The sequence below is a fragment of the Synechococcus sp. R5-12 genome (assembly GCF_047502655.1).
Taxonomy (GTDB): Bacteria; Cyanobacteriota; Cyanobacteriia; order Thermostichales; family Thermostichaceae; genus Thermostichus.
In genome coordinates this window covers 1-10,348 of sequence record NZ_JANSIM010000196.1, presented here as the reverse complement: position 1 = coordinate 10,348, position 10,348 = coordinate 1, and the positions used below count along the sequence as shown (strand labels likewise).

Annotated in this window: 9 protein-coding genes; 7 read left to right on the top strand and 2 right to left on the bottom strand. The window is 61.8% G+C overall.

Annotated features, from left to right (window positions below; genetic code table 11):
* Window positions 1-40: 40 nt before the first annotated feature.
* Complete coding sequence (locus NW843_RS10525; RefSeq protein WP_414522909.1) at window positions 41-424, bottom strand: hypothetical protein; 384 nt, start codon at window positions 422-424, stop codon at window positions 41-43.
* 92 nt (window positions 425-516) lie between these two features.
* Between NW843_RS10525 and rppA the strand changes: the two genes are divergently transcribed.
* From rppA to recF, 4 genes are all read left to right on the top strand, one after another.
* Window positions 517-1,206, top strand: coding sequence for a two-component system response regulator RppA (rppA, locus tag NW843_RS10520; RefSeq protein WP_414355523.1), 690 nt, complete (start codon window positions 517-519; stop codon window positions 1,204-1,206).
* A gap of 28 nt (window positions 1,207-1,234) precedes the next feature.
* On the top strand, window positions 1,235-2,866 hold the full coding sequence (locus tag NW843_RS10515) for a sensor histidine kinase (protein WP_414522908.1): 1,632 nt from the start codon (window positions 1,235-1,237) through the stop codon (window positions 2,864-2,866).
* The gene (locus NW843_RS10510; protein WP_414522907.1) at window positions 2,796-3,437 is read left to right on the top strand and encodes a DNA-binding protein; all 642 of its coding nucleotides are present in this window, start codon (window positions 2,796-2,798) and stop codon (window positions 3,435-3,437) included. Before NW843_RS10515 ends, NW843_RS10510 begins: the two co-directional genes overlap by 71 nt.
* A 165-nt stretch (window positions 3,438-3,602) precedes the next feature.
* On the top strand, window positions 3,603-4,769 hold the full coding sequence (gene recF / locus NW843_RS10505) for a DNA replication/repair protein RecF (RefSeq protein ID WP_414522906.1): 1,167 nt from the start codon (window positions 3,603-3,605) through the stop codon (window positions 4,767-4,769).
* 87 nt (window positions 4,770-4,856) lie between these two features.
* Here the strand turns inward: recF and NW843_RS10500 are convergent, their stop codons facing one another.
* On the bottom strand, window positions 4,857-6,407 hold the full coding sequence (locus NW843_RS10500; protein WP_414522910.1) for a YifB family Mg chelatase-like AAA ATPase: 1,551 nt from the start codon (window positions 6,405-6,407) through the stop codon (window positions 4,857-4,859).
* A gap of 469 nt (window positions 6,408-6,876) precedes the next feature.
* Between NW843_RS10500 and NW843_RS10495 the strand changes: the two genes are divergently transcribed.
* From NW843_RS10495 to NW843_RS10485, 3 genes are read left to right on the top strand one after another with little or no spacing between them, the layout of a single operon-like run.
* Complete coding sequence (locus tag NW843_RS10495; RefSeq protein WP_414522905.1) at window positions 6,877-8,850, top strand: peptidase M3; 1,974 nt, start codon at window positions 6,877-6,879, stop codon at window positions 8,848-8,850.
* A gap of 7 nt (window positions 8,851-8,857) precedes the next feature.
* A complete protein-coding gene (locus NW843_RS10490) occupies window positions 8,858-9,838 on the top strand; it encodes a DNA adenine methylase (protein ID WP_414522904.1) in 981 nt (326 codons plus the stop codon).
* A 4-nt stretch (window positions 9,839-9,842) separates the two neighbouring features.
* The gene (locus tag NW843_RS10485; RefSeq protein ID WP_414389652.1) at window positions 9,843-10,214 is read left to right on the top strand and encodes a BolA family protein; all 372 of its coding nucleotides are present in this window, start codon (window positions 9,843-9,845) and stop codon (window positions 10,212-10,214) included.
* Window positions 10,215-10,348 lie beyond the last annotated feature (134 nt).

The window sequence follows — 10,348 nt, the reverse complement described above, 5'->3', positions numbered from 1 at the left end:
TTTCAGTATAGTTGAGCTTATTATTGACTAGAGTCATGCTCTAGTCCAAGCTATAGCGGGTCAGGCGCTGCACTTGCTCGGGAGCAAGGCCAAGCTCTTGGGCAATCTGAGCCGACACCTGGTCTGGATCCAGTTGTGGAAATTCAAATTCCAGCTTGCGCAGGTGGGGATTGGTGGTAGTCACCTCCACCTTGGTGTAGCCACGGGAGCGGCGGATCTCCGCCTGAATGGAAAGAATATCCAGAGCCAAGGTGGCTTGTTGCTGGCTGCGAATCGCCAAAGGTTGCTCTAGCCGGCGAGGACGGCTCAGCGCTTGGCCCGTCACCCACTCTCCCCCCCCCACAAAAAGAAGCCCTGCCAAGGGCAGCACCAGCCAAAAATCAAACCCTAGATCTTGCCACCGATGGATTTTGGGCCACCCCACCGTTGTTCTCTCCCTTGCAGAGGGCTATTTCCGCGATCCATCCTAGCCTGGGCAGTGGGAACTGGCCGTCTTGGTCAACGGCGCACAGGACGATGCGAATTTTGCTGGTGGAGGACGACCCGGAACAGTTGGAGCCTTTACAGGCTGCCCTATCCAAGTGCGGCCACGTGGTTGACTGTGCCAAGGAAGGGGAGATGGCTGCCTGGCTGATGGAGGAGAAAGCCTATGATCTCCTGATTTTGGATTGGATGCTGCCGGGGCCAAGCGGGATCCAGCTCTGTCGGCAATACCGCCAATCGGGGGGATGTGCGCCGGTGCTGATGTTAACTGCCAAAGACGCAACATCGGATGTGGTGCAGGGGTTGGATGCGGGGGCGGACGACTATTTGGTCAAGCCGGTGGATCTGGTGGAGCTGCTGGCACGGGTGCGGGCTTTGGGACGCCGTTCCCCCCAATGGCAAGGAGACAGCCTCAGCCTGGGATCCCTGCACTTGCACTTGGCCAGCCTGACCCTAGAGCGGCAGGGGAGGCAGGTACAGCTTTCGGGCAAGGAGTTTCAATTGATGGAATACCTGATGCGCCATCCCAACCAGGTGCTCAGTCGGGGCCAGATCGAGCAGGCGGTGTGGGAATGGGGCTGTGAGCCGGAGAGCAATGCCGTGGCTGCGTTGGTGCGGCGGTTGCGGCTACGGTTAAAAGAGGTGGAGGCCCAAGATTGGCTGGAATCGGTGTATGGCCAGGGGTACCGGCTGCGCATAGCCTCTCCAGAAGAGAACCCATGAAAGCAGTTTCTAGGGGGTGGCGATGGAGGTGAAAAGAGCTGAACACAAGCATTCTCTCCCATGGCTGGGCTGGAACTGGGTTTCCCTGGCACACCCCCTTCAGCCGCACCTGGGGCAGAAGGCTGCGACAAGAGGGACGGGATCCCTGGTGTTTCACCACAGCCGCCGTCGCTTGGCCCGCAGCTTTGCCGGGGTCATGGGGGGGATCCTGCTGGTGTTTGCCGCCGTCTTCTACCGCTTGGAAGTGGAGAACCAGTTGCAGGCTTTTGACGAGGAGCTGCAGGTTCAGGCCGGGATCATGGCGGCAGCCATTAAGTACGAGCTGCGCCAGGGGCAGTGGCGGTTGGTGTTGAACGAGGTGCCCTTTTTGGGGGGGAAAACCCAACCCCTCGACCATCACTTGGCCTATGTGCGCTGGTTCGATCCTGCTCCCGGCACCGGAAGGGAAAGCTTGGGATCCCTGCGCCAGTACACGGGATCCCGGCCTCCTCTGGAGCTGTTTGACTTGGATGGCCCGCCTCACCATCTCCAACTGGGTTTCCAAACGGTGGAAGGAGAGAGCGGCTTACTGTTGCGCCAGCTCACGCTGCCGGTGCAGCAGGAGGAAAAGCTACTGGGCTACTTGCAACTGGCGGTGCCCCTGGAACCGCTGCAACTTACCCTGGGTCGCTTGCGCTGGGGGTTGGGGATCGGGATCCCGCTGACGCTGGCGTTGATCGGCGGGGCCGGCTGGATCTTGGGGGGGCTGGCGATGCAGCCGATTCGTCGCTCCTACGAGCAGTTGCAACGCTTCACTGCCGATGCTTCCCACGAGTTGCGCGCCCCCCTGGCCGCCCTGATGAGCAATGCTCAAATGGCTCTGCTGGCCCCGGAACAAGCTCAACCTCGCCTGGAAAAGGTGGTGAGCGGTGCCCGCCGCCTCAGCGTGCTGATCGATACCTTGCTGCAGTTGGCCCGCCAGCAGGGATCCCTGCCCCTGGAGGATCTGCCGCTTCTGAATTTGCGAGCGCTGTTGCAGGAGCTGAGCGAGCAATACCGCCCCCAAGCTGAGGCCCTTGGCCTTCACTGGCAATGCCACCTGCCTGAGACGGATCTTTCTGGGGGTTGGCTTGTGCGGGGGAACGCTGCCCTGCTGCGGCAGGCCATCGAGAACCTACTGCGCAATGCCCTGCAGTACACCCCTGCAGGCGGCACAGTGCAGGTGAGCCTGGAAAGCCAGCGCCAGCGCGCTTACCTCCACGTCAAGGATACAGGCATTGGCATTCCCCCCGAGCATCTGCCCCCTCTGTTTGAGCGGTTTTACCGGGTGGATGAAACCCGTGCTCGCCATACGGGTGGGTTCGGTCTGGGCCTGGCCTTGGCCCAGCAGATCGTCACCGCCCATCGGGGATCCCTGCGAGTGGCCAGCCAAGTGGGAGAGGGATCGATATTTACGGTAGAGCTGCCCTTGTCATCTTCACGTCATTTTTCTCCGCCATTCTCAAGAAGAGCCGCGATAACCCAAACCGGCTTGTCCTGTCGATTGGAGTCTATGACCAATGACGATTCGTTCCTCTTTTGCTCGCGCTCTGGGTTGTTCTCTGCCGATTTTGGTTCTGCTCACCCCCCTGGTGCTGGGATCCCCGGCGCAAGCCCAGCGGGGCAGACGCTCTGCTCCTAAAGCCACAGCTCCCCTTCAGGTACAGCCAACTTGGCAGCGCCCGCGGGATCTTGAGCGAGCCAGCCGCGATCTGGCTAAGGCGCAGCGACACCTGGCCGAAGCCAGCTTCCTCTCTCAGCGGGGGTCTTCCCCAGAGGCTGCCCGCCTTTTGGAACACGGCCAGGAGAGTTTCACCAACGCCCAAGCCTCACTTGAGGCGGGGAACTTCTTCGCCGCCCGCGAGCAGGCCAAAGCAGCGGAAAACTTAGCCAAAGCAGCCAAAGTTCTCTACGAAGCGGAGCTGGGTTTCATGGGCCGCCCTGGCCGTTCCTTCTTCGAGGCCGCTTTCCGGGCTCAGGAGTACCTCAGTCGGCTGCAAGCGGAGATGGCCTTCGCCAACGTCAACTCCGGCAGCGTCTCTAGCCTGCAGAATCAAGTGCAGAACCTGTTGGGCGACGTAAGTACGGATCCCAGCAGCTACACCTTCGCCGACTACAGCCGTAGCAGAGCTGCCCTCTACTCCGCCCGCGCTGCCCTACACCTGTTGGCGGCTGAGCGCCTCGGAGGGGTGGCTGCCCTGAGTAGGCGCTGATCTGGCCTACCCGGAACTGGGGATAGAAGGGATCCCTGCTGGCTGAGTTTCCGGGGTTAACCCCTCTATCTTCTCTGGCCCCTGCTGGAGTTGGGTTAAAGTGAAAGCCCCCAGAGCGGGGGCTGTTCTTGGTTAGATATTGATCGCGTCTTTACATCTCCCTTGGTGTACCTGCGTTTCCTGCACCTGTGGCACTTTCGCAACTACCGGGAGCAAGGGATCACCTTTGACGCGCCCAAAACCATCCTGGTGGGGGAGAACGCCCAGGGCAAGACCAACCTGCTGGAAGCGGTGGAGCTGTTGGCCACCTTGCGCTCGCGGCGGGCCAGCCGGGATCGGGAGCTGGTATACCAAGAGGAGCGACAAGCCCAGATTGCCGCCACGGTTGAACGGCTGGGTGTGGCCCATGAGCTGGTGATGGAGCTGCGCAGCAGCGGCAGGCGATCCCTGAAGGTGGACGGGCAGGTGCTGCGCCGCCAGGCGGACTTTTTGGGACAGGTGAATGCCGTGGTGTTCTCCAGCCTGGATCTGGAGCTGGTGCGGGGCGCTCCGGAGACGCGGCGCCATTGGTTGGACGGGGTGTTGCTGCAACTGGAGCCGGTTTATCTCGGCCTGGTGGAGCAATATCGCCAGATCCTCAGGCAGCGCAACGCCCTTTTGAAGCAGGATCCCAAGGACTCTGTCCCGCTAACGCAAGCGGCTGCTGGCGTTCAGTTCTCGCAGATGGCCTTCTGGGATGCCCAACTGGCCACCACCGGTAGCCGAATTATGCGCCGCCGCGCCCGGCTGCTGCAACGGCTGGAGCCTTTGGCTGCTCACTGGCACCGGGTCATTAGCGGTGGACGGGAAACCCTGACCCTTACCTATCGACCCCAAGTGCCCCTGCCGGATCCCCAGGCCAGCCCCGAAGTGATCCAAGCCCAGTTTTTGGCCGAGATCCGCGCCAAAGCCGCCGCCGAACACTCCCTGGGCAGCTCTCTGGTGGGCCCCCATCGGGATGAAGTGGAGCTGTGCATCAACGGAGCCGCCGCCCGCGCCTACGGATCCCAGGGGCAGCAGCGCACCTTGGTCTTGGCCCTAAAGCTGGCCGAGCTGGAGCTGATCGAGCAGGTGGTCAGGGATCCGCCCTTGCTGCTGTTGGACGATGTGCTGGCAGAGCTGGATCTGCAGCGGCAAAACCAGCTCTTGGAAGCCATTCAGGAGCGCGTGCAAACCTTGGTTACCACCACCCATCTGGGATCCTTCGACGCCAGCTGGCTCAAGGCCGCCCAAATCCTTCAGGTGCAAGGGGGGCAGCTTTTTCCCAGCAAAACAGGGGATGGGATCCCGTAGGCCAGGCCGGAGCTCTGGCAGTGAGGGAAACCCTATCTGGAAGGGGGGCTGGGGGTGGTCGCGTCAGCGGCGCCGAGCGCTTGGGCTTTACAGCCGAGCGCGATCCAGGCTGCGGTATTGAATCGCTTCGGCAATGTGGGTGGGGGCAATGGCCTCCGCGCCCTCGAGATCGGCGATGGTGCGGGCCACCTTGAGGATGCGGTCGCTCCCCCGCGCAGACAGGGCCAACTTTTGGATGGCGCTTTCCAAGAGCTTGCGACAGGGATCCGCAAGGGAGCACCACTGCCGCAGGTGGCGGGATTGCATCTGGGCGTTGCAGTGGATCCCAGGCTCGTTTTGAAAGCGCTGCCGTTGCCGTTGCCGGGCTTGTTCCACCCGTTGCCGCACCGCTTGGGAAGATTCGCCGCCCTGGGCGCGAACAATTTCTTCCGGCTTAAGGCGGTTGACCCGCACCTGCAGGTCGATGCGATCCAGCAGCGGGCCGGAGAGCTTGGACCAGTAGCGCTCCCGCTGTTGCGGCGTGCAGGTGCAGGGGTGAACCGGATCCCCGTAGAAGCCGCAGGGACAGGGGTTGGTGGAGGCCACCAGGGTGGTTTGGGCGGGAAACTCTAGGGAAACGCGGGCGCGGGAGATGGTGACTTTGCCATCTTCCAGGGGTTGGCGCAGCACCTCCAGCACCTCCCGCCGGAATTCCGTCAGCTCATCCAGGTACAGGATGCCATGGTGGGCCAGCGAGATTTCCCCGGGCTTGGGGTAGGGGCCGCCACCCACCAGCGCCACTGCCGAAGCCGAATGGTGGGGAGCGCGAAAGGGCCGCTGGGCGATCAGGGGGGTCTGGCGTCCCAGGTGCAGGTTTTGCCGCAACAGGCCGGCTGCCGAGTAGATGCGGGTGATCTCCAACATCTCTTCCCACTGCAACTGGGGCAGAATGCCGGGCAGTCGCCGCGCCAGCATGGTCTTGCCCGCTCCCGGGCTGCCCACCAGCAACAGGTTGTGCCCGCCGGCTGCCGCGATCTCCAGAGCCCGCCGGGCATGTTCTTGCCCCTTCACATCGGCCAAATCCAGCAGGGGTTCCGTTTCGGTTGGCAACATCTGTTCTGGCTGGATCCGCACCGGCTCAACTCCCTCTGGGTTTTGCAGCCAGCCCACCACCGCCGCCAAGGAGGGCAGCCCATACACTTGGATCCCTTGCACCACCGCTCCTTCCGGCCCATTTTCCTGGGGTACCACCAGGCGGCGGATCCCCATCTCGGCAGCGCTGGCGGCAATAGGCAGAACCCCGGCCACCGGGCGTAGGGTGCCGTCTAGGGCCAATTCCCCCACCATCAGGGTGTTGGCCAGCGCTTCCCCCTCGATCACCCCGGAGGCCGCCAAGATCCCGATGGCAATGGGCAGATCGAAGCTGGGGCCCTCTTTGCGCAGATCGGCAGGGGCCAAGTTGACGATGATCCGCCGCTGGGGTAAAGCAAAGCCGGAGTTCTTGATCGCCGCCCGCACTCGCTCTTTGGCCTCCTGAACGGCAGTATCGGGCAGTCCCACCAAGGTGATCTGGGGCAAGCCACCGCCCACATCCACCTCCACCGTAACCTGCACGGCCCGGAGTCCCAGCAGAGCGGCAGCAGTGACTTGGGCAAACAATGCAGTCACCTCCCTCGGATAGTTCTTTTACCCTTTGCACAAGTGGCCGCAGGCCTATTCTGTCCCAACACGTATCCTGGCCGAAATTGGGATCCCCACGCTGCCGGCTGCATTTGCCCAAGGAGAATGTCACAATCATCTCAGGTTTTTCCTGCCCCAAAGGAGGCACGTCGGTTTTCGCAGTCGCAGTCTTTAATGAATGCGGGATCCCGGATCCGAGCTTGCCGAATGGCTCAGGCTTGGGTTGGCTGTTGCTGCCGCCTTTGCGCAGCACAGCAGCGGTGAGGCTATGTTCTGACCAGGATGGGAACCCCCAGGGGGGGATAGCAGGGATCCGGATCCCTCTGATCGCAGCCTGCACCTCCAACCCAGATTTCCCCAGCCATTTGCCCTTTGGCAGAGGTCAAAAGGCGGGCACACCCCTCTGCCGACAAGCCAACAGAGGGACGACCCCATCTCTAGGAGGCTGATGCCGGTGGTCTTTCCTGCTGCTGAACCCCCTTTCGAGCGTTTCTCTGGCTCTGGGAAAAAGCGCGCCCTAACCTGGAATGAACTGGAGGAGCAGGTGCAGCAGTTTGCCCAGCGCTACCGGGGGCAGGTGGTCCAGCTCAGCCCGCCAGAGCTGGCGGTGGCGCTGCAGGAGTTGTCGGAGCTGACGCAGGCGCTCGCCCTGGCAGCCCATCTTGCCGAGGGTTGCGAGAGCAGCAGCCTTCCAACAGCGATCCCGGCTGAGGCCGAACCAGAGATGGCCTGGACGAAGGCAGACCCCAGCTGGAGGGATCTGGAGCGGGTCATCTCCCTGCAGAGCCAGCTGTTGTTTTTCCCCCTGGAACTGCAATCCCTGACCGCCGTTCCCCTCGGCGAACCCGCAGCTGAGACGCCGCAGGAGCGAGAGGATCGGCCCTCGGATCCCTTGGCCGCTGCTTGTGCCGAGCCGGAGCTGCGCCCCTTTCGCCAGTTTTTGTGTCGCCTCCTGCAGCAGCGGGGTCACCAACAACCGGAGCCTCTGGAGTGCCTGCTCCACCAACAGTACCCAACAGGAAGGTTAGCTTGGCGGCAGTTGTGGCAAGTGACCCTGAACTCGCCTGCTGCGCTCCCAGAGCACACTCTTGTCCAGCTGCAGAGCTTACAAACTCACGCCAGCGCGGAGATCCGCTGGGTGGCCTACCAGCGGCTAGTCCAACACCTAGAAGCCCATGCCGATCTGGGTGGGTTTATCCTCAGCACCCTGATCCGCGACCACCTGTGGGAGGCCCAATGGCGGGGCTATGACTCTGCTGCCGAGCTGTATCTGGCCCGCCAGGGCCTGACTCAGACCTTTTTGGAGAACCTATTGGAAGGGATCCGCGATCGGTTTGACCTGTTCCAGCACTATTACCGCCTCAAAAGCAGAACAATGGGACGTTCCATTCGCATCTGCGATCTGCATGCGCCCTGGGGGGATCCCGTGCCGCCCCTGACCTCTGCTGAGGCCACCTCTCTAATCTGGGCAGCCCTGCAGGACTTCTGCCCCGAGTGTGCGGCCCAGGCCAAACCCTGGCTGCTAGAAGTCGGCTCGGCAATCGAGGCAGACAAGCCCAATCGCGCAGCGGGCACAGCCTTTCGCCCCGGCGAAACGGAGTTCTCGCCCAGGTCGGGAGAAACGGGATCCGGCGGGAGCGAGCTCCTGTTGAAGGTTCTTGCTATCATCAGCCAGCGGCTCCGGCCTGAGGATCCCCAAGTTTGGCTGGATCTGGAGGAGATGCAGGGGAGTTCCGCACTGCTGCCGCGAGCGTGGGGGGTGCAGGCTCACACCGTCTTTTTGCAGCAAATACTCCTGGATCACCTGGTTGCCTCAGCAGTGGGATCCCCTCGCATGGGCAGGCCTGCTCTTTACGACCCAGAGGGGCAAACTGCTCCGCAGCGCTGGCGGGAACGCTCCGGCAGCCTCCAGTTGGCCCAGGCCCTGTTGATACACCATTTGGAAGCCCAGTTGCAGGCGGTGTTTTACCAGAGCTTGATCAGTCGGCTGGAGCTGATTCTCTATCGGTCGGGGCTCCCCGCATGGGAAAATGTGGCAACCTATCCTCTTTGGGTGAGCGAAGAGTGGTTGAAGCTGTGTCAAGAGCTGTGCGGAGATGCGGTGGAACTGTTGCCGGAACACCAGTTTTACTGGGTGGGGATGCCGGAGCTGTTTCTCCACCCCTTTAGTGCCTATCAGGCTAGCCTTGCCAGCCTGGTGGCCTTGGCCTGTCACCGCCGCTATCACAGTTCTCCGCGCAACTTTCTGCCCCACTACCTCCGTTGGTTGGCCAGCCCGCCCGGATCCCTGACTTTGGAAGAAACCACCCAGCTGCTGCAGGCAGATCTGAGCGACCCAGGGGGAGTGTTGCAGGCGCTGGAGGAGCTGGAGCATTGGATCGAGACGCTAGAAAAGCTGCTGGAAGAGAATCCAGATCACTGAACCAACGATGACCCACCCTTGTTCTCTTGGACATAGGCGTGCTCTGCGGCGGGAAGAACTCTGGAACCCTGTACCCGACTCCTGCGAACCCACCCCAGCGGAGCCAGCCGTTAAAGCGCGTCCCTTCCTAAAATGGGCAGGGGGGAAAGGGCAACTGCTCAGCCAATACGAACCCTTTTTCCCTCGCACCTGGAACACCTATCACGAGCCCTTTTTGGGGGGTGGAGCGGTCTTTTTTCATCTGGCCCAGAGGACTCCGCCGGGCTTGCGGCCCTTTGTTTTGTCGGATATCAACCCTGAGCTGGTAAACGTGTATTGCTGCGTGCGGGATCAGGTGGAGGAGATCATTGCCCTGCTCAGCCACCACCAAGCCCACCACAGCCGGAACCATTACTACACCATCCGCGCGGCTCGTTTCGAGGATCCGGCGCAACGGGCTGCCCGCCTGCTGTACTTGAACAAAACCTGTTTCAACGGCCTCTACCGGGAGAACTCGCGGGGAGAGTTCAATGTCCCTTTGGGCCGTTACCGCAATCCCCGCATTTGCGACGCGGAGAACCTACGGGCCGTGGCACGGGTTTTGCAAGGCGTGGAGATCACAGTGCAGCCGTTTTGGCAGGTGCTAGAACGAGCCGAACCCGGGGATTTCGTCTATTTGGATCCCCCTTACCATCCCCTTTCTGCCAGCAGCAGCTTCACCGCCTACAGCCGGTTTGCCTTCGGCGAAGCGGAACAGATCCGCCTGCGAGAAGTGTTTGGAACATTGGCCGACCGAGGCGTGCAGGTGCTGCTCTCCAATTCCGATTGCCCCTTTGTGCGGGAACTGTACCGGGATTACCCCATCCAGACCATCTCTGCCAGCCGTGCCATCAACGCCCAGGGCCACAAACGCGGTCCCATCACCGAGGTCTTGGTGCTGAGCCATCCCAGCCTGGCCACCGCCTGCAGTGGGCCGGAAGAGATCCCGTTTTGCCCCGGAACCGTCTAGGGTAATGGATGAGCAGGTCGAGATCCAAGGCGGGATCTCGAGCTTGGACACACTATTGCTCCGCAACGCTGACGCGACGAGACAACGGGAACAACAGCGCATGGATCCACGAGAAATTGAGGCATTGGTACGGGCTGCCCTACCCGGCGCAAGGGTGCAGGTGGAAGACACTGTCGGCGATGGCCATCATTTCCAGGCCATCGTGGTGGCGGAACAATTCCAGGGCTTGCCCCTGATCAAACAGCACCGGCTGGTGAATGAGGCCCTGAAAGCTTACCTGCAGGATGGCCGCCTACATGCTTTAGCCCTGCGCACCTTTACCCCCGCCCAGTGGGAGCAACTCCAGGGGCTGGATTCTGGTTCATCAGCCAATTGAGCCAAGAGGAGCATTCCCAGTCGGGCTGTGCATCGCCTCAACTCCTCTCTCCCTTTGAGAAAGGGGCTGAAGCTGTCGCAAACGGGAATCTTGACATCCTCCCCGGCCTGAAGGCCGGAGATTCCTACCACGCT